The 23,392-nt window shown below is 62.8% G+C and carries 19 protein-coding genes; 6 read left to right on the forward strand and 13 right to left on the reverse strand.

Annotated features, from left to right (window positions below; all coding sequences use genetic code 11):
• The first annotated feature begins 146 nt into the window (after positions 1–146).
• Entirely contained in the window at positions 147–1,619 is a 1,473-nt protein-coding gene (hisS, locus tag J2X24_RS02740; protein ID WP_209716188.1) for a histidine--tRNA ligase, read from the forward strand.
• Positions 1,620–1,961: 342 nt separating this feature from the next.
• Here the strand turns inward: hisS and J2X24_RS02745 are convergent, their stop codons facing one another.
• From J2X24_RS02745 to J2X24_RS02765, 5 genes are all read right to left on the reverse strand, one after another.
• Complete coding sequence (locus J2X24_RS02745; protein WP_209716191.1) at positions 1,962–2,435, reverse strand: hypothetical protein; 474 nt, start codon at positions 2,433–2,435, stop codon at positions 1,962–1,964.
• A gap of 88 nt (positions 2,436–2,523) precedes the next feature.
• On the reverse strand, positions 2,524–4,725 hold the full coding sequence (gene ptsP / locus J2X24_RS02750) for a phosphoenolpyruvate--protein phosphotransferase (RefSeq protein WP_209716484.1): 2,202 nt from the start codon (positions 4,723–4,725) through the stop codon (positions 2,524–2,526).
• A 271-nt stretch (positions 4,726–4,996) separates the two neighbouring features.
• Positions 4,997–6,685 carry a methyl-accepting chemotaxis protein gene (locus J2X24_RS02755; protein WP_209716194.1) on the reverse strand — a complete coding sequence of 563 codons (1,689 nt, stop codon included), beginning with the start codon at positions 6,683–6,685 and terminating at the stop codon, positions 4,997–4,999.
• Between the two features lie 160 nt (positions 6,686–6,845).
• A complete protein-coding gene (locus tag J2X24_RS02760) occupies positions 6,846–8,543 on the reverse strand; it encodes a methyl-accepting chemotaxis protein (RefSeq protein ID WP_245344374.1) in 1,698 nt (565 codons plus the stop codon).
• 144 nt (positions 8,544–8,687) lie between these two features.
• A complete protein-coding gene (locus J2X24_RS02765; RefSeq protein ID WP_209716196.1) occupies positions 8,688–9,944 on the reverse strand; it encodes an aspartate kinase in 1,257 nt (418 codons plus the stop codon).
• 122 nt (positions 9,945–10,066) lie between these two features.
• Here J2X24_RS02765 and ubiG point away from each other — a divergent pair, with 122 nt between their 5' ends.
• The 3 genes from ubiG to J2X24_RS02780 all read left to right on the forward strand — a co-directional run bounded on the left by ubiG (position 10,067) and on the right by J2X24_RS02780 (position 13,201).
• The gene (gene ubiG, locus J2X24_RS02770; protein WP_209716199.1) at positions 10,067–10,867 is read left to right on the forward strand and encodes a bifunctional 2-polyprenyl-6-hydroxyphenol methylase/3-demethylubiquinol 3-O-methyltransferase UbiG; all 801 of its coding nucleotides are present in this window, start codon (positions 10,067–10,069) and stop codon (positions 10,865–10,867) included.
• Positions 10,868–11,086: 219 nt separating this feature from the next.
• Positions 11,087–11,935 carry a peptide chain release factor N(5)-glutamine methyltransferase gene (gene prmC, locus J2X24_RS02775; RefSeq protein ID WP_209716202.1) on the forward strand — a complete coding sequence of 283 codons (849 nt, stop codon included), beginning with the start codon at positions 11,087–11,089 and terminating at the stop codon, positions 11,933–11,935.
• A 330-nt stretch (positions 11,936–12,265) separates the two neighbouring features.
• Positions 12,266–13,201, forward strand: coding sequence for a DUF4167 domain-containing protein (locus J2X24_RS02780; protein ID WP_245344375.1), 936 nt, complete (start codon positions 12,266–12,268; stop codon positions 13,199–13,201).
• 70 nt (positions 13,202–13,271) lie between these two features.
• Here J2X24_RS02780 and J2X24_RS02785 read toward each other — a convergent pair whose 3' ends face one another.
• From J2X24_RS02785 to J2X24_RS02800, 4 genes are all read right to left on the reverse strand, one after another.
• Positions 13,272–13,709 carry a DUF1178 family protein gene (locus J2X24_RS02785; RefSeq protein ID WP_209716210.1) on the reverse strand — a complete coding sequence of 146 codons (438 nt, stop codon included), beginning with the start codon at positions 13,707–13,709 and terminating at the stop codon, positions 13,272–13,274.
• Entirely contained in the window at positions 13,706–14,521 is an 816-nt protein-coding gene (locus tag J2X24_RS02790; protein WP_404977806.1) for a carbon-nitrogen hydrolase family protein, read from the reverse strand. The genes J2X24_RS02785 and J2X24_RS02790 overlap by 4 nt, the downstream gene beginning before the upstream one ends.
• 2 nt (positions 14,522–14,523) lie before the next feature.
• Complete coding sequence (gene grxC / locus J2X24_RS02795; protein WP_209716213.1) at positions 14,524–14,778, reverse strand: glutaredoxin 3; 255 nt, start codon at positions 14,776–14,778, stop codon at positions 14,524–14,526.
• Between the two features lie 82 nt (positions 14,779–14,860).
• Complete coding sequence (locus J2X24_RS02800; protein WP_310002379.1) at positions 14,861–15,667, reverse strand: ComF family protein; 807 nt, start codon at positions 15,665–15,667, stop codon at positions 14,861–14,863.
• A gap of 27 nt (positions 15,668–15,694) precedes the next feature.
• On the opposite strand from J2X24_RS02800, the gene J2X24_RS02805 reads away from it, so the two are divergent.
• Positions 15,695–16,573: a methyltransferase domain-containing protein gene (locus J2X24_RS02805; RefSeq protein ID WP_209716217.1), complete on the forward strand. Its 879-nt coding sequence runs from the start codon at positions 15,695–15,697 to the stop codon at positions 16,571–16,573.
• Here J2X24_RS02805 and J2X24_RS02810 read toward each other — a convergent pair.
• From J2X24_RS02810 to J2X24_RS02825, 4 genes are all read right to left on the reverse strand, one after another.
• Positions 16,570–16,875 (reverse strand): excalibur calcium-binding domain-containing protein, encoded by a 306-nt coding sequence (locus J2X24_RS02810; protein WP_209716220.1) that lies wholly within the window; start codon positions 16,873–16,875, stop codon positions 16,570–16,572. The two genes, J2X24_RS02805 and J2X24_RS02810, sit on opposite strands and share 4 nt — an antisense overlap.
• 71 nt (positions 16,876–16,946) lie before the next feature.
• Positions 16,947–17,345: an 8-oxo-dGTP diphosphatase MutT gene (gene mutT, locus J2X24_RS02815; RefSeq protein ID WP_209716223.1), complete on the reverse strand. Its 399-nt coding sequence runs from the start codon at positions 17,343–17,345 to the stop codon at positions 16,947–16,949.
• 239 nt (positions 17,346–17,584) lie between these two features.
• Entirely contained in the window at positions 17,585–19,000 is a 1,416-nt protein-coding gene (argJ, locus tag J2X24_RS02820) for a bifunctional glutamate N-acetyltransferase/amino-acid acetyltransferase ArgJ (protein ID WP_209716228.1), read from the reverse strand.
• Between the two features lie 113 nt (positions 19,001–19,113).
• Complete coding sequence (locus J2X24_RS02825; RefSeq protein ID WP_209716231.1) at positions 19,114–20,160, reverse strand: peptidylprolyl isomerase; 1,047 nt, start codon at positions 20,158–20,160, stop codon at positions 19,114–19,116.
• 256 nt (positions 20,161–20,416) lie between these two features.
• On the opposite strand from J2X24_RS02825, the gene secA reads away from it, so the two are divergent.
• Positions 20,417–23,299, forward strand: a complete 2,883-nt coding sequence (gene secA / locus J2X24_RS02830) for a preprotein translocase subunit SecA (RefSeq protein WP_209716235.1) — start codon at positions 20,417–20,419, stop codon at positions 23,297–23,299.
• Positions 23,300–23,392: the final 93 nt, after the last annotated feature.

Genomic DNA, 23,392 nt, shown 5'->3' on the forward strand with positions numbered 1-23,392 from the left:
CCTTATTGTCAGCTTTTTTGACATAGGTGTCAATATACCGGCGTTTTGCCAATTTCCCCTGACGGGAGAAGACTTAGAGCGATTTCGCCGGCCTGATCGCGGCAATTTCGGTTGTCACTTTTCGCGTGATAGTCTATCGCGCCCGCATGACCGAGAACCCAGACACCCCCTTCCGTCCCGAAGCCCGCAGCCCGCGCGGCTTCATCGACAAGCGCAATGCGCAAATCGCCATCGAGCGCCGCCTGATCGAGACGGTGTCGAAGGTCTATGAATCGTTCGGCTTCGAAGCCCTGCAGACGCCGGCCTTCGAATATGCTGATGCGCTTGGCAAGTTCCTGCCCGATTCGGACCGGCCGAATGTCGGTGTCTTCGCGCTCCAGGACGACGACGACCAATGGATGGCGCTGCGCTACGACCTGACCGCGCCCCTGGCCCGGTTCGCCGCCCAGAACTGGGAAACCCTGCCTAAGCCCTTCCGGCGCTACGCCTACGGCCCGGTGTGGCGCAATGAAAAGCCCGGCCCCGGCCGCCTGCGGGAATTCATGCAGTGCGACGCCGACATCGTCGGCTCCGACCGCCCCGAAGCCGACGCGGAGGTCATCGCCCTGGCCGTCACCGGCTTCAAGGCGCTGGATATCCCGACGCGCATCCGCATCAATAACCGCAAGCTTTTGAACGGCTTGCTGACCTCGCTTGGCGTCATCGATCCCGTGCAGCAACTGGGCGTGCTGCGCGCCATCGACAAGCTGGACCGCTTTGGCCTGCCGGGCGTCGAGCTGCTGCTGGGCGCTGGCCGCAAGGACGAAAGTGGCGACTTCACCAAGGGCGCCGGTCTGCCGTCGTCCGCCATCCAGCCCGTGCTCGACTTCGTGTCGGCCGGCGGCGCCGACACGCGCGGCGACGTGCTGAACCGTCTGGCCAATGTTCTCGCCAATTCGCCGGAAGGCCTTGCGGGCGTCGAGGATCTCGGCCGCATCGGCACGGCGCTTGCCGCCATGGGCGTCGACGAGGCCTCGGCCGTCTTCGACCCCGGCATCGTGCGCGGCCTGGAATACTATACGGGCCCCGTCTTCGAAGCCGAACTGCTGCTGGAGACGCGCGACGAAAAGGGCAATCTGGTCCAGTTCGGCAGCGTCGGCGGCGGCGGGCGCTATGACGACCTGGTGGCGCGCTTCACCGGTGAAAAGACCCCCGCGACCGGCTTCTCCTTCGGAGTGTCGCGCCTGGCGGCCGCTCTGGCCCTTGTCGGCGACAGCCACACGACCCGCGCGCGCGGTCCCATCGTCATCATCGCCTTTTCCGACAGCGACATGGGTGAGTACTTCAAGCTGGCCGCGGAGATTCGCGCGGCAGGCATGTCGGCCGAGGTTTATGTCGGCCGATCCGGCATGAAGGCGCAGATGAAATATGCCGACCGCCGCGTTTCACCGGCCGCCGTCATGCTGGGCGGCGATGAACTGGCAAACGGTACCGTAACCATTAAGGATCTCGACGCCGGACGCCAGGCAGCGTTACAAATAAGTGACAATCAGCAGTGGCGCGAAGCCCGTCCGGGACAGGTCACATTACCGCGCCAAGATGCCATCAACCATTTGAAATCTATAATGAATATGACCTGACAACGTTGTCAAAATGTGGACAGTGCCGGACATGTTTTTGCGCATCGTTTGCATAACGGAAAAAAATGCAAAAAAATTTTGACACGATCTTATAAAATGAGTTGACCGGCCTGAAAAAACCCGGCTATATCCCCGTCATGAGAACGGAACCTCCCCCGAAGAGAGAGGTCAGTTCCAGCGTTTCGGGGAGGAAACGCTCGCTTTAAAAACAAAAGAGCCCGCCAGGTCGTTATCCCCCCTGAGCGGGCTTTTTCTTGTCCGGAATCTGGCGGCCAAACTGACATCGGTGTCAGTTAACGGGCGTTAAGCATAAGGCCCAGATTTCCGCCTTGTTCTCGCGCGTTAGGGCCGATTGATATCGCAGGCCAGGACGGGGCTCTGCGCCCGCGCCGTCGAGATAATGCCGAAATAGGTCTTACAGCGGACAAGATCGTCACGCGCCCCCACCTCACCAGCCGAGAAGACGTTGAGCATGACCTGCGGTTCACCGTTGATGGCGCCAAGCAGGCTGGCGTCGATTGTGTCCGCTGCCAGATGGAAGCTCGTGGCGCCCGGTGCCAGGCCGATCTGCTCATAGCCCAGCTTGATCCGGCCATTTGCATTGGCCTGGGCGCGCGTTTCGGGTTTGGGGCGGCCGAAATAGAAGGCCGCGGCGACGAAGTGATTGCCTTTGGCCTTCATCAGGGCGTCGGCTTCGGGCGTGATCTCCAGCCTGACGTCGAAGGCGTAGGGCGACGGCCCGGCCGCAGGCTTTTGCTCACAGTTGCCGAGCGCAAGCGCCAAAGGCAGCACGGCCAGGATCTTCAGGATTTTCATATGATCGCCCCCTCTCTCGAGACGTGTAAAGCTTAACAGGCTACCGCGCCTTGTCAAAGCCCCACCCATCACATCAAGAGAGGAAGCCCTACAGATCGATATCCAGCTTGCGCGCCAGCGACAGGATTTCGCTGCGCAGACTGCCGTTGGAGCTGCTCATCAGCTTGTTGATCGCCTTGAAGGCGGCGTCGCGGTCGCACGACAGGATCATGCGCTTGACCTGACCGAGGCCGGCCGGCGGCATGGACAGTCGGTTGAAACCGAGCGCGATCAGCACAAAGGCCTCCAGCGGCTTGCCGGCGATTTCGCCGCAGACGGACACCGGCGTGCCTGACTCTTCGGCGGCGCGCTGGATGCTGGCCAAAGCGCGCAGGAAGGGCGGCGACAGGACGTCGTAGCGCTCGCTCATCTTGGGGTTGGTGCGGTCCGCGGCGAACAGGTACTGCGTCAGGTCGTTGGTGCCGACGCTGGCGAAGTCGACCAGCGGCAACAGGGCGTCGAGGTGCCACAGCAGTGACGGACATTCGATCATGGCGCCGACGCGCAGCAGCGACGGCAAGGGCCGGCCGCGCCGCTTGGCCCAGGCCATTTCGATATCGACCATTTCCCGCGCCGTGCGGAACTCATCGATGGAGGCGACCATCGGGAACATGATGCGCAGTTCGCGGCCCTTGGCGGCAGTCAACAGCGCCCGCACCTGCATGCGCAGCAGAGCCGGCCGGTCCAGGCCCATGCGGATGGCGCGCCAGCCCAGGGCCGGGTTCTCCTCGCGCTCCATCTCCATGTAGGGCAGGATCTTGTCGCCGCCGAGATCGAGCGTGCGGAAGGTCACCGGCCGGTCGCCGGCACCGTCCATGATGCGCTGATAGAGGTCGGTCTGGCGCTTGAGGCGCGGCAGGTCCTCGGAGACCATGAACTGGAATTCGGTGCGGAACAGGCCGATGCCCTCGGCACCGACCTCGTCCATGATCTCGATATCGAATTCGAGACCGGCATTCATCAGCAGGGTGACACGCTGGCCGTCCTTGGTGACGGCGGGCACGTCCTTGATGCGCGAGAATTCGACGCGGCGCTGCGTACGCACGTCGATCCGCGACAGCGCTGCGCCTATGATGTCCGGACGCGGGCGCAAATAGGCTTCGCCGGTTTCGCCATCGACGATGACGGGATCACCCTGGTTGACCTTATCGCGCAGGTTCTGCAGGCGGCCTACGCACGGAATCTGCAGGGCGCGCGCGACGATGGCGGCGTGGTTCGACGCCGACCCCTCTTCGAGCAGGATGCCTTTCAAGCGCGTGCGGTCGTATTCCAGCAGGTCGGCTGGCCCCAGGTCGCGGGCGACCAGGATCGATTCGTCGGGGATGTCGCGCGCAGTGGTATTCTTGCCCGCCAGGACGCGCAGCAGTCGGTTGCCGAGATCTTCGAGATCGTGCACGCGCTCACGCAAATAGGCGTCGCGGGCATTGTTGAGACGCGCGCGCTGCTCGTTGCGAACACGTTCGACGGCGGCTTCGGCGGTCAGGCCGTTGCGCACGGCATCGACCAGGTTGCGCGTCCAGCCGCGGTCGTGGGCGAACATGCGGTAGGTTTCGAGCACGTCGAAGGTAGGGCCTGCCAGGCCGTGCTGGCCTTCGAACATCTCGTCGATCTGCTCGCGCAAGGTGTTGATGGCCGCCAGCAGGCGCTTCTCCTCGGCGACGGGATCGTCGGTCAGCAGGTGTTCGGGCGTCACCGGCACGTCGTGCAGGACCACGACACCCAGCGCCAGCCCGTCGGCGAAGATCGAGCCCTTGAGCCGCTCGGGACGGCTGGGGGCCAGTTCGATGTCCTTGAGTTCCTCAAGGCCGACCAGTTCGCCGGCCGTGACGATCTCGGCCAGCACCATGGCGATGATCTGGAGATCCTCGACCTCTTCATCCTCATAGCCGCGCGCTGCCTTGTTCTGCACGACCAGAACGCCGATCGTCCGGCCGCCGCGCAGAAGCGGCACACCCAGGAAGGAGCGGAACGGGTCTTCGCCGGTTTCGGGCCGATACGAGAAGCTGGGGTGTTCCGGCGCGTCCATCAGGTTCAGCGGCGCGCCAGCGCGGGCGACTTCGCCGACAAGACCTTCGCTCAACCGCATCCGCGTCTTGTGGACGGCGTCGCGGTTCAGGCCCTCGGTGGCGAACAGTTCCAGTTCTTCGGAGGTGCGGCGCAGGTAGATGGAGCATACCTCCGCGACCATGCTGGACGCGATGATGCGCACGACGGCGTCAAGCCGCGCCTGGGCGGACTGATCGTCCTCCATGATTTCGCGGATTTGCCGCAGCAACCCGCGCTGGCCGCGCACCGGACCTTGCTTCGTCACCAAATCGCCCTCTCGCCGTATAATCCCCGGAGCGATATGTCGAAAAGTGTGTAGCGGTTTTCGACTTAAATATCGCGACAAAACAACTTTTATTGTCCGCCGGTTTTGCCGCGCTGTCTAGCCGTCAGGCGCGCCATCCGGCAACTCACGAAAGGGTTATAATCACAATGGTTTAACAGTCCGATACAAATCGATTCCAGATGAAGCGGCTCTATGCCGCACGAAGTTCGCCGACGAACTGTTGCACGGCCTGGTCGAGTTCGCCCGCGCGTTCCGACAGGCTGCCCGACAGGGCCATCAGCTGGGTCGAGGCCGCGCCGGTCATTTCGGCCGCGCGCCCCACGCCGAAAATGGTCGAAGTCACCTGCCCCGTGCCGTCAGCGGCGCGGGCGGTATTGGAGGCAATTTCGCCCGTGGCCGCGCCTTGCTGCTCGACGGCCGAGGCAATCGCGGTTGAGATCGCGCGCACCTCGCCGATGGTGGCGACGATGCGGGCGATGGAATCGACCGTGCGCTGGGTCGCACCCTGGATTTCGCCGACCTTGCGGCCGATCTCGTCGGTGGCGCGCGCCGTCTGGGTCGCCAGTTGCTTGACCTCGGAGGCAACGACGGCAAAGCCCTTGCCCGCCTCGCCCGCGCGTGCGGCTTCGATGGTGGCGTTGAGCGCCAGCAGATTGGTCTGGGAAGCGATATTGGTGATCAGGTTGACGACTTCACCGATGCTGGCGGCGGCGGTCGACAGTTCACGGATGTCGGCCTCGGTGCCGGCGGCCTCTTCGGCCGCCGCGGAGGTAATACGGGCCGCGGTGGTAACCTGGGTGTTGATCTCGCGGATCGACACGCTCATTTCTTCCGTGGCGGCGGCGACTGTCTGGACATTGGTGGCGGCCTCTTCCGCGGCACCGCTGACGACCTGAGCCTGGCGGCTGGTCTCCTCGGCTGTCGCGGACAGGCTCTGGGCGGCTTCGGAGACCTCGCCGGACGATTTGACGAAGGCCGAGGCCAGGGTCCCCATGCGCGACTGGAAGGCATCAGCAATAGCGTTGCGCTCGGCTTTCAGGCGCTCGGCGTTGGCCTTTTCGGTGTCGGCGGCCAAGGCACGAAGACGCTCGGTTTCGGCCAGCCCCTGGCGGAACACCTCAGCTGTACGCGCCATGACCCCCAGTTCGTCGCGGCGGTCCTGGCCCGGCACAGCGTCCGACAGCCGTCCACCGGCCATGTTCTCCATGACCGCATTAAGCCGCTTGAGCGGCGAAACAATGCCTGTGGTCGTCATCCACACAGCAACCGCCATGACCACGATCAGCCCGCCGAGGACAGACAGGGCGGTCACGATGATGACTTCATTGGCCTGGCGGTTCAGCCGATCGGCCAGGCCCTCATTGTGTGTGATGGTCTCGTCCACCATCTTGGACAGGTCCTTGATGACCAGAAGAAGGCTGGGACCGCATTCCGCGTTCATATGATCGGCGGCTGCGTCACGCGCCTGTGCCTTGGCCATGTTGATCGTCTGGAAGCAGGTGCTGGTCATGACGTCGTTATACGTCTTGTGCAGGGCATCGAGCTCAGCGTGCTTGTGCGGCATCAGCTCCTTGGCCAGCTTCATTTCACTATCGAAAGAGCTTTGGCCTTCACCGATGTCGCTGTGGGCGGCGTCGGCGCCCTGCGCCGTTTCCGCGGTTACCAGCTTCAGGATCGAGCGCGAGGTCCACACGGCATGGCGGCCGGCCCGCGACAGCGCGACATTGGCCCGCGCCGGGCCGACCAGGGCCTCATCGTAATCGTGCGTGATCTCGTTGATCTGCCAGGATGAAAACGCAGCGGCCGCAACCGACACACAGGCCATCAGCGATATCAGCGCCAGCACCTTGGCCAGCATCGGCATGTTTTTAAGGGACAATGGCACCACCTGACACAACACCCGCGCACAATGCACGTCAGGCGTGAAGATGACGAAACGGGGTTAACAAATCCTGAGGGCAAAATAAAAGCGCCCGGCGAGCGGACGCTTTTATTTTATAAGCGGATCACGTTGCTGCGAGTATTGCAGTGCCTTTTTATTAGGCTGCCCGCAGATCCCTGATAAAGGCCACGACTTCCTGCTGGAGGTCACTGGATTGCTGGGTGAGACTTGCTGACAGCGCCATCAGTTGCGTAGACGCCTCACCGGTCAGTTCCGCCGCGCGGCCTACCCCCAGGATGTTTTCCGTCACCTGTCCGGTCCCCTGCGCGGCGCGGGCGGTGTTGGCGGCGATTTCGCTGGTCGCGGCGCCCTGCTGTTCAACGGCGGAGGCAACGTGGTTAGAAATGGTCCGTATGTCGCCGATGGTCGCGACGATGTGCGAGATCGAGTCGACCGTACGCCCCGTGGCCGACTGGATTTCCGCGACCTTCCGGCTGATGTCCTCGGTGGCGCGTGCCGTCTGGGTCGCCAGTTGCTTGACTTCGGACGCCACGACCGCGAAGCCCCGGCCTGCCTCGCCGGCGCGTGCCGCTTCGATGGTGGCGTTGAGTGCCAGAAGGTTGGTCTGCGAAGCGATCGACTGGATCAGGTTGACGACAACGCTGATGCCTTCGGCGGCGGCCGACAGGGAACGGATTTCCGCCTCGGTGCGCTCGGCCTCGCCGGACGCATCGGCGGCCACATTGGCGGCGCGGACGACCTGGCCGTTGATCTCGCGCACCGACATGTTCATTTCTTCCGTCGCGGCGGCGGCCGTCTGGACGTTGTAGGCGGCTTCCGAAGACGCGCCGGACACGGCCTGGGTCTGGCGCGCCGTTTCCTCGGCCGTCGCGGCCAGGCGCTGGGCGGCTTCGGACACGTCGCCAGAGGACTGCGAAATCGCCTGTGCCAATGCGCCCATCTTGGCCTGGAACTGATCGGCAATGGCCTGGCGCTCGGCCCGCAGACGGACGGCGTTGGCCTTTTCCGTATCCTCGGCGTGGCGGCGCAGGCTTTCGGTTTCGGCCAGGCTGGTACGGAAGGTTTCGGTCGAGCGGGCAATATCGCCGACTTCGTCACGTGAAGTCATGGCCGGCACCGTGACGGCATATTCGCCGCCGGCCAGTTTCACCATCACGTCAGACAGCTGGCGCAGCGGCGTGATCGAACGGATATTCCACCAGGCGAAGATAGAGCCGATCGCCAGGGCAATGGCGCAGATGATCGTCATGAACAGGCCGAAGCTGTCGGAGACAGTCTTGACCTCGGCGCCGACGGCCTTGTTGGCGTTTTCCTGGTAGTCGATGAATTTGTTGATGACGCGCAGCCATTCGACAAAGGCCGGGCGCGCCTCGTCCATCAGTACGCGATGCGCCTGGGCCGCCTGACCCGAGGTTTGCAACTGGATGACCTGGTCGATCAAGGGCAGGGTCTTCGTCTCGACAGCCTTGATCTCGGCCAGGATGGCGCGTTCCTCGTCGGTGACCTTCTTGTCCTTCATCAGTTCGTCAAGCGGACCGGCGGATTTGGCGTAGAATTCAGCCAGGCGCTCAATATCGGCCACGTCCTTGGCCGCGCCGTCGGGCGTGTCGGCCAGGGTGACGTCGCGGACGGAAATAGCGCGGTCGTGGACGCTGCCCCGGAAGTTGATGGCATAGCGTTGCTTGACGCTGTTGAACTCGTTGACGATCTTCAGGTCGGAACTGATCTTGCCGACCTGGATGACGCTGACCGCCGTCACGGCGATCAGCATGAGAAGTATAATACCGAAGCCAGTGATGAGGCGGTTGCGCAGGCTGCTGGTGATGAATGACATGGCTGGCGTCTCCGTGAGGCGGGTCTGCCGTCCGGCAGACGGGCGCGCTCTTGAGAGTCAGCCATAGGCGTTCAAGCCTAATGCGCCGTTAATGCAATCGATTCTCGCCTTAAAATATAAGGCTTTCGTGCACTACTGCACGCTTCAGGCGCCGATCTTGTCAAGGCCGTAGGCGGCGTGCAGGGCGCGCACGGCCAGTTCGGTATAGGCTTCGTCGATCAGCACGCTGATCTTGATTTCCGAAGTCGAGATGACCTGGATATTGATGCCTTTTTCCGACAAGGCGCGGAACATGGTCTCGGCGACGCCCGTGTGCGACCGCATGCCGACGCCGACGATCGACACCTTGGCGACACCTTCATCGACCTTCAGCGTATCAAAGCCGATCTCCTCGCGGGCGGCTTCCATCAGCTCGGCGGCGGCCTTGGCGTCGCGGCGGCCAACGGTGAAGAGCTGGTTGGCGTATTCGCCCGAGCGCTTTTCCGACTGTACGATCATGTCGACATTGATGTTGGCATTGGCCAGCTTGCCGAAGATGGCGGCCGAGACGCCGACCTTGTTCGGAACGCCCAACAGGGTGATCTTGGCTTCATCACGGCTGAAGGCCACGCCGGAAATGATATGCTTTTCCACGATTTCTTCCTCGTCGCACACGATGGTGCCTTGATCTACGGTTTCGCCGGGTTCGACGAAGCTGGACAGGACGCGCACGGGCATGCGCTGGCCCATGGCCAGTTCGACCGAACGGGTCTGGAGCACCTTGGCGCCCAGCGACGCCATTTCCAGCATTTCCTCGAACGATATCTTCTTCAGGCGGCGCGCCTTGGCTTCGATGCGCGGGTCGGTCGTGTAGACGCCGTCGACATCGGTATAGATGTCGCAGCGGATCGCCTTGACCGCCGCGGCGACCGCGACCGCCGACGTGTCCGAACCGCCACGCCCCAGCGTGGTGATGCGGCCCGACTCGGTTACGCCCTGGAAACCCGGGACGACGACGATCTGGCCGGCGTCCAGCGCCGTTTCCAGCTTGGCTGGCGGGATGTCGAGGATACGCGCCTTGCCGTGCACGTCCGAGGTGATGATCGGCACCTGCCAGCCCATCATGGTGACGGCGTCATAGCCCATATTGCGCAGCGTCATGGACAGGAGACCGGCGGTCACCTGCTCGCCCGAGGCCACGACGACGTCGTATTCGTCATCGCCTTCGATGCCATTGCCCGTCGCCTTGCCGGCGCCGTCCGTCCAGGCGACCAGTTCGTTCGTCTTGCCCGACATGGCGGACACGACGACGGCGACCTTGTGGCCGGCATCATACTCGGCGGCAACGAGCCTGGCGGCCCTGCGGATGCGTTCGAGATCGGCCATGGAGGTGCCGCCGAACTTCATCACCAAACGGGACATGAAGACAAAATCCTTGTTGCGGGTCATTGACCCCTGACTTTAAAGCGGCGCATATCTAGCCCCCAATGTTCGCTACCGCAAGAAACAAAACGGCGGCGGCTGAAGAGAAATAGGCGGCCGAAATGCCTGAAAACCTAAACAATTCCGTTACGTCCGATACCAGAACTTCCGATGCGGGAAGTGCGGAAGGCTTCAGTATCGATCAGGGCGAGGTCTCGCGCTTTTCAGCCCTGGCCGCCAAGTGGTGGGACGTGAAGGGCGAGTTCGCCCCCCTGCACAAATTCAATCCGACGCGCGTCGGCTTCGTGCGAGAGACGTGCCTGACGCATTACAATCTCGATGCCCGTGAGCGTGCGCCATTCAAAGGGTTGAGACTGCTCGATGTCGGGTGTGGCGGTGGGCTGTTAAGCGAACCTATGTGCCGCATGGGCTTCCAGGTCACGGGCCTGGACGCCTCGGAAAAGAATATCGGCACGGCCAGCGCGCATGCGTCCGAGGGCGGGCTCGATATCCGCTATCTCAACCAGACGGTCGAGCAACTGGCCGCGTCGGGCGAGGTACTTTACGACGTTGTCCTGTGCATGGAGGTGATCGAGCACGTCACCGATCCGAAGAGCTTCCTGCAAACCTGTGCCTCGCTGGTCAAGCCCGGCGGCATCCTGTTCTGCGCCACGCTCAACCGTACGCTCAAGAGCCACGCCCTGGCGATCGTAGGGGCAGAATACATATTGCGCTGGGTGCCGGCGGGCACGCACGACTGGAACAAGTTCCTGTCGCCGGTCGAAATCCATGAGTTTCTGGCCGATACGCCGCTGACGGCCGAGCCGGCCGTCGGCGTGAGCTATAACCCCTTGAGCGACAAATGGAGCTTGTCGGACGATACCGATGTCAACTACATGGTCGTCGCGAAATACTTTAACTGATCAAGCAAGAAGCCCCACCACCACATCTCGTTCGTCATTGCTACGCAACGACTTACTCGTGCGGTCCCCCTCCCCAGCCTCGCCGGCAGGCAAGCTACGCGACAGGGAGGAGTGAAAGCGCTCTATATCTCCTCCCTGTGCCGAAGGCATGGGGAGGGGGACCGCAAGCGAAGCGCAGCGGTGGTGGGGTTTCTTACTCCCGAACCAAGACCAAGACCCATGACCACACTCGTCAAAGCCTGGACCGGAGCGCAGCAGCGCCTCAAGGCCCGCAACATCGACAGCCCCGCCATCGACGCCCGCCTGCTGCTGGAAGCGGCCACCGGTGCCACGCGCACCGATATCATCACCGATCCCTATCGCGAACTGACGGATGAGCAGGAAACGACGCTCGAAACCTACCTGAGCCGCCGCGAAAAGCGCGAGCCGGTGGCGCGCATCCTCGGCCGCAAGGGCTTTTGGAAGCTGCTGCTCAACCTCAATGAACACGTCCTGATCCCGCGCCCCGAAACCGAGGTGATCGTCGACATGATCCTGAAGACCACGCAGGAAAATGAGACCTTTACCCTGGCCGACCTCGGCATCGGCTCAGGCGCCATTCTGCTCTCGGTCCTGGCCGAACGACCTGCTGCCAAGGGCGTCGGCACCGACGTCTCCGAGGAGGCGCTGGCTGTAGCGCGTGACAATGCCGCCGGCCTTGGCCTGGCCAACCGTGCGGCATTTTTACGCACCTCGTGGGGATCGGGCCTGGCCGATGCCTCGTTCGACTTTGTGGCGTCGAACCCGCCCTATATCCGCAGCGAGGTGATTCCCACGCTTGAGCCTGAAGTCCTGCATCACGACCCTCATCTTGCACTCGACGGCGGCGAATCGGGGCTCGACGCCTATGTCGATCTGGCGCCGGAAATCTTCCGGCTGCTTAAAGCCGGCGGCCGCGCCTGGCTGGAGATCGGCTATGACCAGTCGGAAGCCGTTGAAGATCTTATGAAAAGGGCCGGCTTTGACGACGTTTCCACCTATCTGGACCTGTCGAACCTTCCACGCGTTGTGGTCGGGAAAAAACCGTAGCATTGAAAAATGGACTTGGCAGAACAGCCGTGATCCGCTAATCATAATATGTCTTCCCCCATCGCGAGCGTCGTTCGACATACTTTCTTAAGAAAGTCACGGGCAATATCGTGGCAAGGGGTAAAGGGCTCAGGCGCCCGATGGTTCGGACCGTAAACGGTCCATGCGCCTGACCACATATAGCCAAGACAAAAATGCAAGGTTGAAGCCCGCTTAATCGCTGAAGGTCAACAGCGGCACCTGTGCAGACATTTATGACATTTCGCCGTCCCGCAACGAAACCGGACGGAGCGTAGAGAGAAGTCGCATCACATGAAAGATTTCAGGGGCATGAAACGGCAGCGTAGCCGGAACCGCAAACCCTCTGGCAACCAGAACAATCCAAACCGGGCCTACGAATCGAACGGCCCGGAAGGCACCAAGGTGCGCGGCAACGCCCAGACCATTTACGAAAAGTACCAGCAGCTGGCCCGCGACGCCAATTCGTCCGGCGACCGCGTCCTGGCCGAAAACCACCTGCAGCACGCCGAGCACTATTTCCGCCTGATCCGTCAGATGCAACCCACGCGTCCGGTGTCGGAATTCGTGCAGCGCGATCCCTTCTCCAATGGTTATGACGACTTCGATGACGATATCGAAGTGACCGAAACCGCCGAGACAGACGCGGAAGCCGTCATTCCGGGCGAAGGCGACCAGCCGGCGATTGAGGATCGTGAACCGCGCGAAAACGGCCGTAACCGCGACCGCTTCGACCGTAACGACCGCAATCGCGACCGTGATCGCAACCGCGACCGCGACCGCAACGACCGTAATCGCGACCGTGAAAATGGCGGCGGCCGCGACAATGGCCGTGGCGACCGCCAGCCCTATGAGGCACGCGAGCCGCGCGTTTTCGAACCGCGCGGGGACGCTGAAGAGACACTCGGTGAATTCGAAGGCGGCCGCCGTGAAAGCCGCCGCGAGCGCTATGAGCGCCGCCGCCAGCAGCGCCTGAGCGAGCAGGAGCTGAACCTGAACGCGCCCCAGGCGCCGGCCAGCAGCGGCTTTATCGCGTCGACTGAGCCGCTGGGCGCTCCTGCCTCACGTCCGGCCCCGCAGCCGGAAGCTGCCGAACAGCCGGCCATCCGCGACGACTTGCCGGCCTTCCTGCGTGCCCCCGCCCCCGTGGCGGCGCCGGCCGCTGAAGAAGCCCCTGCCGAGGAAGTCGTCAAGCCGAAGCGCGGCCGTCCCAAGCGCAAGACTGAAGCGGCGACCGAAGAAGCCTAAAAACAAAACCCTCCGGCCAAACCGGAGGGTTTTTCTTTAAGTCCCTCTCCCGCAAGCGGGGAGAAGGAAATCAGTTCAGCTTCTTCTGAACACCCGTCTTAGCGGCCTCACCCTTGCGCTCCATGACCGGCAGCGCCGCTACCGGCACGCCGTCATCGACCAGCGCCTTGACCTCATCCGGTGTCGCCTCGCCATAGATCGGCCGCTCGGGCGTCAGGCCTTCGTGCATGTCGCGCGCTTCGGCGGCAAAGCCCGAGCCGACATAATCGTGCGTGCTCTCGACGTGCTGGCGCACCTTATGCAGCATCTCCGCCATCACCTGCTGCGGCGACGGAATCTCCTTTGACGTCCGCACCATCGGCGCCATGATCGCCTTGCTGACCTTCGATGAGCCGCACATGGGGCACTGCACCAGACCCTGACGGCTCTGCTCATCGAACCCGTCCGAAGACGGGAACCAGGCTTCGAAGCCGTGGTCGACTTCACATTTCAACGCATACTTGATCACGCCAGTAACTCCCGGTCATGAAGAAGCTGTGGCAGGGCCTGCCGCGCTTTCACGACCTCACTCAAATCCAGTTCCGCCCGCAGCACTGCCGGACGATCATGGTCCAGCGCCGCTATGACTTCGCCCCATGGACCGACGACCAGCGAATGGCCCCAGGTGTGCCGGCCGTCCTCGTGCGCGCCGCCCTGGGCCGGTGCCAGCACAAAGGCGCCGGTCTCGATGGCCCGCGCCCGGAGCATCACCTCCCAGTGCGCCTTGCCGGTCGGAACCGTGAAGGCCGCCGGCACCGAAATCATCCCCACGTCGCGCCGCGCCAGGGTCCGGTAGAGGTAGGCGAAGCGCACGTCGTAACAGATGCTGAGGCCCAGCCCGCCCCACGGCGTCTCCGCCACCACCGCCTCGGTGCCCGGGCGCATGGTCGCGCTTTCGCGATAGGACTTGCCGTCGGGCGTATCGGCATCGAACAAGTGCACCTTGTCATAACGCGCCGTGATCTCGCCGGCCGCATCGATCATGAGCGAGCGATTGGCGGACTTCTCACTGTTCTCGGCCTTGATGATTACCGAGCCAACGAGAATGGGCGTCTTGAGGTCGCGCGCCAGCTGTCGCACGCCCTGAACAAAGACATCGTCGCCCTCGGAAGCCAGCTTGCCGGCCTTGAGCTCGCGGCGCTGCTCCATCAGGTTGGCGCATTCTGGCAAAAGCACGAAGTCCGCGCCTTCGGCGGCTTCGACAATCAGCGGCCGCGTATGGTCCAGCGCCGCCTGTTGCGAGGCGGGCGTAGAGGTCTGGACGAGCGCGACCCTGACCACGGTCAGGCCGCCAGCAGCGGATCGAGTCCACCGCGGTGATTGAGCGCCATCAGGTCGTCGCAACCGCCGACGTGCAGGTCGTCGATAAAGATTTGCGGATAGGTGAAGCGGCCCGAGCGCTCATTCATCTCGGCGCGCAGATCGGGATCGCTGGAGGCGACGATTTCCTTGTACTCTGCCCCCTTCTGTTCCAGCAGCGCCTTGGCGCGTTCGCAATAGGGGCAGTAGGGCTTGGTGTAGATTTCGATCTTGGCCATATGACTAACTCTTTGATGCCTCAGCTAAACCCGTTGTGAGGCAAACCGGATACGCATTCAATATAGGGTATTTCCGGAAGTTTTAAAGTTCTGGTTGGGGCACGGCGCGGGCAATGACCAAGGTATCGACCTGCCGCGCCCCGGAGGCTTTGAGGGCGTCCGCACAGGCGCGTAACGTCGCGCCGGTGGTGAAGACATCGTCGATCAGCACGACGCGCCTGCCTGCCACCTGCCTGCGTCCGGAGGCCGTGACGGCGAAGGCGCCGCGCACATTGTCCCAGCGCATCCTGGCGCTGGCATGGCCCTGCGACTTCGTCGCCCTGACGCGCGACAAGGCGTCGGCGGCATAAATGAGCCCGGCCCGCCGCGCGATCGGCCGCGCCAGTTCGGCGGCCTGATTGTACCGCCTTTCCCGTAGCCGCGAAGCATGGAGCGGCACCGGCATGACGATATCGGTGTCGCGAAGCATATCGTTCCCGGCGCGCTCCAGCCAGCGCGACAGCATGGGCGCAAGATCCAAGCGGTCGCCGTGTTTGAACCCCAGGATAAGGTCCTTTGACGCCTCGCCATAAAGACAGGCCGCACGCGTCCGCGTGAACGGAAAGGGCTTGTCGGCGCAGTCGCTGCATAACGCACCCTTGCCGTAATGCAGCCCGCCGTCGAACGGCCGGGCGCACATGTCGCAACCTTCGTCGGCCAGAAAGCGGATACGCGACCAGGGCCCCGCCGCCAGGCCGCCCTGAAGCGACGGATCATCCTCGCCGCTCGGCGGAAAGACCAGGTCAACGGCATCGGCCGCCGCCAGTCGCACGGGCGCGAAACCAAGGCCGGCGACAAAGTCCTTAACCTCGGAGGCAATATGGCCTAGACGGTTCAGCAGTTTCGGCACGCGCCCGCCCGTCCTATATAGAGGTTCATGTCCCCGCCCCGCCTGTTCGACCGTTCGCTTCTGGCCCGCCGTCTTGATCGCGCGGCCAAGGGCTTTGCGCAAGCCTCTTTCCTGCGCGAACGCGCCATCGAAGACCTCATTCATTCGCTGAGCGGCATCAACCGGCACTTTGACGTGGCGCTCGAAATCGGCGCGCGCGACGGCGCCTTTGGTCGCGAACTGACGGCATCGCCGGCGGCCAGCAAGATTGGCGTGCTGATCGAGAGCGATCTGTCGGAGCGTTTTTCCCCGCGCCTGGTTATGGACGAAGAACAGTTACCTTTCGGCGACGAAAGCCTCAACCTTGTTGTCAGCACCCTGGCGCTGCACACCGCCAATGATCTGCCGGGCGTCATGGTGCAGATCCGCCGCGCGCTGAAACCCGACGGCCTGTTCATCGCCTCGCTGTTCGGCGGCGAGACCTTGAAAGAGCTGCGCGGTTGCCTGATGGAGGCCGAGCTTGAAATACGCGGCGGCTATGGTCCGCGTGTCGCCCCATTCGCCGAAGGCCCCGACCTGATCGACCTGCTGCGCCGGACCGGCTTCAACATGCCGGTCGTCGATTCCGACAGAGTCGTCGTCTCCTACGAACATCCGTTGAAGCTGATGGCCGACCTGCGTGCCATGGGCGAAAGCAACATATTGATCGACCGGCCACGCAAGGGGCTGAACCGCGCCATCCTGGCCCGTGCGTCTGAACTCTACTTCGAGCGCTTCGCCGACGATGAAGGCCGCATCGCCGCGACCTTCGAAATCATTACCCTGTCGGGCTGGAAGCCGCACGAATCGCAACAGAAGCCGCTGCGGCCCGGCTCGGCCAGGATGCGCCTGGCCGATGCGCTGGGCGTCAAAGAGGGAAAAATCTAGCGCCTGTCGGTTAGCTCGCAAGATATGCCGTCATCGTCCGTATCGAGATGCCGCCAGTATCCCGGCTGGCCGATCCGCGCCGGTGCCAGCTTGACCGCACGGGCAGCGCTGCAATTCAGATAGGCGATCCGGTGCTGGACCTGCACCACCGCGCCATCCGAAGTGCCGTACTGCAGGCTGGTCAGGAGCGACATGCCCGCGACCAGCACGCTTGTGGCGGCCAGTAGCCTGATCAAGCCACGGCCTTCCTGTCGATCCGGACGTCCGCGCGGACGTTCGGAATAGATCGGCGAATGAGACATGCGCCACCTCCCTGCAACCGTCCAGTCTGCGCCTGTTGACCTAACGTCAGGTGTGCAGGAGGCGTTAACGATTAGATAAAATCCTGTAACCATGCCACCAGCGGCAAGTCGGCCGGCGGCATCTCGTAATTGCGCATGTCGTTGGGCCGAACCCACTTCAGCGCCTTGTGCTCGCGCGCCTCGGGTTCGCCCTCCCAACGGCGGATGAGAAAGAGCGGCATCAGCAGGTGAAAGCTCTCATAGGTATGCGAGGCGAAGACGAACGGCGCCAGGCAGGCCTGCTTGACCGTAATGCCCAGCTCTTCCTGAAGCTCGCGGATCAGCGCGGTCTCCGGCGTTTCCCCATCCTCGACCTTGCCGCCGGGGAATTCCCATTGCCCGGCCAGTTGCTTGCCGTCGGGGCGCTGGGCGATCAGTACCCGGCCATCGGAATCAACCAGGGCGGCGGCAACAACGAGAACGGTTTTCATACGCGCACCTCCTGAAGCGGAAATCAGCAGCCTTAAGTCGAATAGTAGCCGGCTGGCGCAGCTGGTACTTATATACCCGCAAGCGACCACTGCGTATTAGAGCGATATGCCAAAAAGTGTGCAGCGGTTTTTGGCCAAATATCGCGACAAAACAAAAACCTAGAGCATGATGGCGGTTCGACTTAAACGCATCATGCTCTAGGCGACGGCACGGCCCGCCCCGCAAGGATGACGAGTTCCTACGATCTATAATCGCCGTTGATGGAGATGTATCCGTGCGTCAGGTCACACGTATAGACGTGCGCGGACGCCCGGCCGACGCCGACATCAACGCTGATCTCCAGCTCCTGGTGCTTCATATAGGCGCTCATGGCCGCTTCGTCGTAGTTGAGCGACACAGCGCCGTGTTCGGCCGCCACCAGCTTGCCGAACTTGATTCCCAAACGCTCGCGCTCGACTGGTTCTTCGGTCTTGCCGACGGCCATGACGATCCGGCCCCAGTTGGCGTCCTCGCCGGCGATCGCCGTCTTGACCAGCGGGCTTTCGGCGATCGACTTGGCAATCTTGCGCGCCGAAGCCGGATTGGAGGCGCCCGTGACATTGACCTTGACGAACTTGGTGGCGCCTTCGCCGTCGCGGATCAGCTGTGTGGCCAGCGAATGCATGACGCGCTCCAGCTTCTCCTTGAAATCGGCCAGGCGTTTGTCGCCTGCCCGCGCGATGCGCGGCGCGCCCGCCGCGCCGGTGGCGAACAGCAGGCAGGTGTCATTGGTCGAGGTGTCGCCGTCAACCGTCACCGAGTTGAAGGTCGTGCGCGTATAGAGCGCCAGCAGGCTTTGCAGCACACCTGGCGACAGGGTCGCGTCGGTGACGATGAAGGCCAGCATGGTCGCCATGTCGGGAGCGATCATGCCCGATCCCTTGGCGATGCCGGCGATGCGCACGCTGACGCCGTCGATTTCGGCCACCTCATAGGCGCCTTTCGGGAAGGTATCGGTGGTCATGATGGTCTGCGCCGCCTCATGCCAGGCATCGGCGCGCAGGTTCTTTTCGAGGTCGTAGAGCCGGGCCGCAATCTTGCTGTCATCGAGAATCACCCCAATGACGCCGGTCGAAGCCAGCATGATGTCGCGCTGGCGGCAGTCAATGCGCCGCGAGATGGCCGAAGCCGTGCGACGGGCGGCATCCGCCCCCTGCTTGCCGGTAAAGGCGTTGGCACAGCCGGCATTGACGACCAGGGCGCGCACATCGCTGCCTTCATTGGCCTCCAGTTGCTTCTTGCACCAGTCGACCGGTGCAGAGCCGATACTGTGTCGCGTAAAGACGCCGGCGCACGTTGTTCCCTCGGCGAACTTCATCAGCAGTACGTCCTTGCGGTCGTGCTTGTAGAAGCCGGCGCGGTCGGTGGCCATGACGACGCCGCCCACAGGAGGCATGTCCGGCAGGGGCACGGCCAGGGGCGATACGGCCAGGCCAGGCTTGCCCGGAGCAGCGGTACTCGCGGCCGTAGCGGGCTTGGGCGCATCGGTATGGGGCGCCAGCGATGACACCAGCTCTGCGCCCTGCTGCACGGCACTTTTTATGGCATTAGTCAGCGGATCGAGCGCGCGTTCCAGCTTCGGCGATTTATCGCTCTTGGAGGGTGTCTTGGCCATGTGCGCTTCTCATTATAGTCCAGCTTCCGGCCTTAATCGCGCTTTGCCGCCTTTGCAACCGCGCGGGCAAAAAAAGACCGCCGGTTGGAGACGGCGGCCTTTGGTTTCACGCCCTAATTTTTCTTGGGCAAGGGCGGGGTCGCCGCCAGAAGCTGCGAGGTCCCTGGCTTGGCAGTGCCCAGCGGCTGCGCCACGGCGACACCCGACGCGCTTTGCGACGCTTCGGCAGCCGCATCCGAGGCCTGGCTGTCGGCGGTGACCGCCCCGGCGCTGGCCGGCTCCTGATCCTCGCCGCCGCTCAGACCTTTCGGGATCAGGTAGTCGACCTTCGACTTCTTCCGCAGGTTGGTCAGCAGGCCCGCGACCTGGTTATAGATCAGGAAGCGCATGATGACGGGGCGCTCTTCCTCAAGCGTCGGCAATTGTTCGGGACGGCGGTCCTCGACGCGCAACAGCGCCCAGCCGCCTTCGGCCTGGACCGGGCCGACCGTGTCGCCAGTCTTGGCCGTCGTCAGCACCGGCTTGAACGAGGACGGCATGATGTCGGTGGTGAAATAGCCCATGTCGCCACCGTTGAAGCGCGTCGCCTGGTCGATCGAGCGTTCCATGGCCAGGGCCTCGAAGATGCCACCGCCCTGGATCTGCTTCAGGATGGCTTCGGCGTCGGCCTTGCTCTTGACGAGAATGATGCGGGCGCGAATCTCTTCGGACTGCTTCGACAGCTTGACCTGTTCGTCGTAGTGCGCCTTCACCGACTTTTCGTCGATATCGCGGTCAATGGTGTTTTCGACCAGCATGTCGCCCAGGATCCGGTCGCGGGCGGCATCGAGACGGCGCTGGGCGGCGATCGAGCGGTCCAGGCCCTTTTGCGACGCAGCGCGCGCCAGAAGCCGCTGGTCGATCACTTCTTCCAGGGTGCGGCTGAACAGGTCCGACGTCATGTCGAGCGGTTCGCCCGGGCCGATCTGGCCTTGGGCAATCGCTTCGTTACGCACATCCGATGACCAGATGGTGTGGCCATCGACGCGCGCCACGGCCATGTCGCCGGGCTCCGGCGGGCGTTCCGTCGTCTGGGGCTTCTGGCACGACGCCAGGGTCAGGCTGCCAGCCACAAGCACGGACAGCATGATCATGCGTCCGAAGTTTGATTTCAATGACATGAGTACCGCCCCAATCGCCATTAACACTTTAAATGCCGGAGCCGTTAACGGCTGCCGCGTTGACATACACCATTCCGCCGCTTAAGTCATTCCCGCGCTTGAAAAGCGGTTTTCACCCCTTACCTGTTCAAGAGCATTTTTACGGCCAAAAACTTCTTAAGCAAGAAATAAGCCAGAAAAATGCCCGCCAAGGCAAGGCCTGAAAAGCGCTCTTTAATCTCTGTTGCTTAGGCATCTCTGTTACTTAGGGTTTCCCATGCTGGCTATCGCCAAACTGCTGTTCGGTTCCTCCAATGATCGCAAGGTCAAGGGCTTCATGTCCCGGGTCCAGAAGATCAACGCGCTGGAGCCGAAGTACAAGGCGATGAGCGACGAGGAACTGGCCCACCAGACGGTCCTGTTCAAGGAACGCCTGGCCAAGGGACAGACGCTGGACCAGCTGATGGACGAAGCCTTCGCCGTCACCCGTGAAGCCGCCTTCCGTTCGATCGGCCAGCGCCACTACGACGTCCAGCTCGTCGGCGGCATGATCCTGCATAAGGGCGGCATCGCCGAAATGCGCACCGGTGAAGGCAAGACCTTGGTCGGCACCGCGCCCGTTTATCTCAACGCGCTTGAAGGCAAGGGCGTTCACCTGATCACGGTCAACGACTACCTGGCCAAGCGCGACGCTGAATGGATGGGCCGCGTCTACCGCTTCCTGGGCATGAGCACAGGCGTCATCGTCCAGGGCCTGTCGCAGGGCCAGCGCAAGCAGGCCTATAATTCCGACGTCACCTACGGCACCAACAACGAATTCGGCTTCGACTACCTGCGCGACAACCTGGCCTACAGCCGCCAGGAAATGGTCCAGCGCGGCCACAACTTCTGTATTGTCGACGAAGTCGACTCGATCCTGATCGACGAAGCCCGCACCCCGCTGATCATCTCCGGTCCGACCGAAGATCGTTCGGAACTGTACAAGATCCTCGACGCCACCATCCGCGAGCTGATCAAGGACCCGGAAACCTTCGAGCTGGATGAAAAGCAGCGCCAAGTCCTGCTGTCGGAGAAAGGCAGCGAGGAACTCGAGGAAATCCTGACCGCCGGCGGCTACCTGGCCGAGGATTCGACGGGCCTTTATGACTCAGTCAACGTGTCGCTGGTTCACCACGCCAACCAGGCCCTGCGCGCCAACACCCTCTACACGCTGAACAAGGACTATATCGTCAAGGACGGCGAGATCATCCTGATCGACGAATTCACCGGCCGCATGATGACGGGCCGCCGCCTCAGCGAAGGCCTGCACCAGGCGATCGAAGCCAAGGAAAAGGTCGAGATCCAGCCGGAAAACCAGACCCTGGCCTCGGTGACCATCCAGAACTACTTCCGCATGTACAAGAAGCTGTCGGGCATGACCGGCACAGCGGCGACCGAAGCGCAGGAATTCGGCGACATCTACAAGATGGACGTGCTGGAAATCCCGACCAACCGCCCCATCCAGCGCATCGACGACAACGATGAGGTCTACCGGACGGAGACGGAAAAGTTCACCGCCATCGCGGCGCAGGTCGCCCATTGCTACGTCAAGGGCCAGCCGATCCTGGTCGGTACCGCCTCGATCGAAAAATCCGAAGAGCTGTCGAAATTCCTCAATAACTACAGTTACAAGGTCGAGCAGTCGCGCACGCTAAAGCCGCAATACGCCAATGCCGACAAGAAGGAACTGCTGAAGCTCGGCGAAGACGCCTACGACATCGTCGCCAAGTCCGGCAAAGGTATCCCGCACAACGTCCTGAACGCCCGCTTCCACGAACAGGAATCCGAAATCGTCGCCGATGCCGGCGTGCCGGGCGCCGTGACCATCGCCACCAACATGGCCGGCCGCGGCACCGACATCCAGCTGGGCGGTAATGTCGACATGCGCGTCCAGGCCTGGATCAGCGAACAGGACGCCGCCGGCAACCAAGTGACGTCCGAGCAGATTCTGGCGCGCAAGGCTGAGATCGAATCCCAGGTCGCCGATTTGAAACAGCGCGCCCTGGCCGCGGGCGGCCTGTTCGTGCTGGGCACCGAACGCCACGAAAGCCGCCGCATCGACAACCAGCTGCGCGGCCGTACCGGCCGCCAGGGCGACCCCGGCCGCTCCAAGTTCTTCCTGTCGTGCGAAGACGACCTGATGCGCATCTTCGCCGGCGACCGCCTGAACTCCATGATGAAGACGCTGGGCGTCGAGGAAGGCGAAGCCATCACCCACCCGCTGCTCAACGGCGCCATCGCCACCGCGCAAAAGCGCGTCGAGCAGCGCAACTATGAAATCCGCAAGAACCTGCTGAAATACGACGACGTGGTCAACGACCAGCGCAAGGCCGTGTTCCAGCATCGCCAGGAGTTCATGGACGCCGACGACCTGTCCGACACGATCAGCGAGATGCGTCAGGAGACCATCAGCGATCTCGTCGAACGCCACCTGCCTCCCAAGGCCTATGCCGAACAATGGGACATCCAGGGGCTTAAGGAACAGGTCCTGGCCCTGACCGGCCTCGACCTGCCGCTGGAAGTCTGGGCGGCCGAGGAAGGCATCGCCAACGAGGAGATCGAGGAGCGCATCCAGGAACTGGCGGCGGCCAAGATGGAGGAACGCCTGCAGATGCTTGGCCCAGAGCAGATGAAGTCGCTCGAAAAGCAGTTCCTGCTGCAGATGATCGACATGCACTGGCGCGAGCACCTGATGTATCTCGACCATCTGCGCGCCGTCATTGGCCTGCGCGGCTACGGCCAGCGCGATCCGCTGAACGAGTACAAGAGCGAAGCGTTCGAACAGTTCGAAGGCCTGCTGGTCAATCTGCGCCACTCGGTCACGCGCTGGCTGATGACCATGGAAATCCGCTTCCAGCCGCCGGAAGAAGAACTGGCGGCGCCCCCCATGCCGTTGCCTGACATGTCGCCTTCGGGCCGCCAGTTCCAGGAAGTGCACCTCGATCCGCTGACGGGCGAGAACGAGCGAGCGCCTACGCTCTCCAGCGACCTGACGCAGGAACAGCGCGAACAACTGCCGCATTCGGCCCTGCCGGCCGGCTGGGAAGGCACGCCGCGCAACGGCCTGTGTCCTTGCGGCTCCGGCAAGAAGTTCAAGCACTGCCACGGCACGCTGGTGTAACATCTCCCTCTCCCCGCAAGCGGGGAGAGGGGATTAAAAACAACACCATCGCCTTTGTGATCCGGCATTTCCGATTCAATCATTGCCACGTGG

Source organism: Asticcacaulis solisilvae (genome assembly GCF_017875235.1).
GTDB classification, from domain to species: domain Bacteria; phylum Pseudomonadota; class Alphaproteobacteria; order Caulobacterales; family Caulobacteraceae; genus Asticcacaulis; species Asticcacaulis solisilvae_A.

Excerpts from the sequence above, each read along its gene's own strand:
- hisS (WP_209716188.1), top strand. The coding sequence starts at position 147 with ATGACCGAGAACCCAGACACCCCCTTCCGTCCCGAAGCCCGCAGCCCG.
- J2X24_RS02745 (WP_209716191.1), bottom strand. The coding sequence starts at position 2,435 with ATGAAAATCCTGAAGATCCTGGCCGTGCTGCCTTTGGCGCTTGCGCTC.
- ptsP (WP_209716484.1), bottom strand. The coding sequence starts at position 4,725 with ATGGAGGACGATCAGTCCGCCCAGGCGCGGCTTGACGCCGTCGTGCGC.
- J2X24_RS02760 (WP_245344374.1), bottom strand. The coding sequence starts at position 8,543 with ATGTCATTCATCACCAGCAGCCTGCGCAACCGCCTCATCACTGGCTTC.
- J2X24_RS02765 (WP_209716196.1), bottom strand. The coding sequence starts at position 9,944 with ATGTCCCGTTTGGTGATGAAGTTCGGCGGCACCTCCATGGCCGATCTC.
- ubiG (WP_209716199.1), top strand. The coding sequence starts at position 10,067 with ATGCCTGAAAACCTAAACAATTCCGTTACGTCCGATACCAGAACTTCC.
- prmC (WP_209716202.1), top strand. The coding sequence starts at position 11,087 with ATGACCACACTCGTCAAAGCCTGGACCGGAGCGCAGCAGCGCCTCAAG.
- J2X24_RS02780 (WP_245344375.1), top strand. The coding sequence starts at position 12,266 with ATGAAACGGCAGCGTAGCCGGAACCGCAAACCCTCTGGCAACCAGAAC.
- grxC (WP_209716213.1), bottom strand. The coding sequence starts at position 14,778 with ATGGCCAAGATCGAAATCTACACCAAGCCCTACTGCCCCTATTGCGAA.
- J2X24_RS02805 (WP_209716217.1), top strand. The coding sequence starts at position 15,695 with ATGTCCCCGCCCCGCCTGTTCGACCGTTCGCTTCTGGCCCGCCGTCTT.
- J2X24_RS02810 (WP_209716220.1), bottom strand. The coding sequence starts at position 16,875 with ATGTCTCATTCGCCGATCTATTCCGAACGTCCGCGCGGACGTCCGGAT.
- mutT (WP_209716223.1), bottom strand. The coding sequence starts at position 17,345 with ATGAAAACCGTTCTCGTTGTTGCCGCCGCCCTGGTTGATTCCGATGGC.
- argJ (WP_209716228.1), bottom strand. The coding sequence starts at position 19,000 with ATGGCCAAGACACCCTCCAAGAGCGATAAATCGCCGAAGCTGGAACGC.
- J2X24_RS02825 (WP_209716231.1), bottom strand. The coding sequence starts at position 20,160 with ATGTCATTGAAATCAAACTTCGGACGCATGATCATGCTGTCCGTGCTT.
- secA (WP_209716235.1), top strand. The coding sequence starts at position 20,417 with ATGCTGGCTATCGCCAAACTGCTGTTCGGTTCCTCCAATGATCGCAAG.